At 53.1% G+C, this 597-nt stretch carries 1 protein-coding gene; it reads right to left on the bottom strand.

From position 1 onward, the window contains the following. A partial coding sequence (locus tag ACXJKH_RS21895) for a glycosyltransferase family 32 protein (protein ID WP_457322540.1) occupies window positions 1-576 on the bottom strand: 576 nt, incomplete at its 3' end. Between the last annotated feature and the right edge of the window lie 21 nt (window positions 577-597).

The following is a 597-nucleotide window of genomic DNA, read 5'->3' on the forward strand; positions in this document are numbered from 1 at the left end:
CTCAATAACCAGGTCGCCCGATTGAGCTGACAATGGATTATTATTCAGATAGAAGATCCAGTTGCCCGCCTTCGCTGACGGCGACATGAAGTCACAGGCTTGAACCATCGTATCCGAATCAATGTCATAGCAAAGCGGCTGAACTTTAAGTCCGTGACCTTTAAACAACGGGCTAATGTCCCCGGCTATGCAGACATCGTCTGCGTCCACGTACAGCCCTCCCTCAACGTGCAGGAAGCACAATCGGAAATAATCAGCCTGCATCGCAGGATGGTAACAGCGCCTGTAAGCTGAAAGGTGCAACGGGCTGAGATGCTTTTCAATGTAAGCAGCAGCTCCATCCGCATCGAACAGTCGGTGGGCATAGCCTGCTTTTTGCCAATAAATCCAAGATTCAATGCACTGAAGTACGTCGGGCGGCAGGTTCTGGAAGTCGTGCCAAAACTGAACGATAGTCCTAGGCGTGCCGTCCACCTGCGAAACAGGCGAAGGCTTGGGCGGCTGGCGATGAATGATGCCCTTGATGTAGTCCGAACGCTGCCGATGATGATCCGGCGTGTCTGCTTCAAGCGCCATGAGGCGGCCTCGAGATGGGAT

This window comes from Stenotrophomonas sp. P5_B8, from assembly GCF_054049855.1.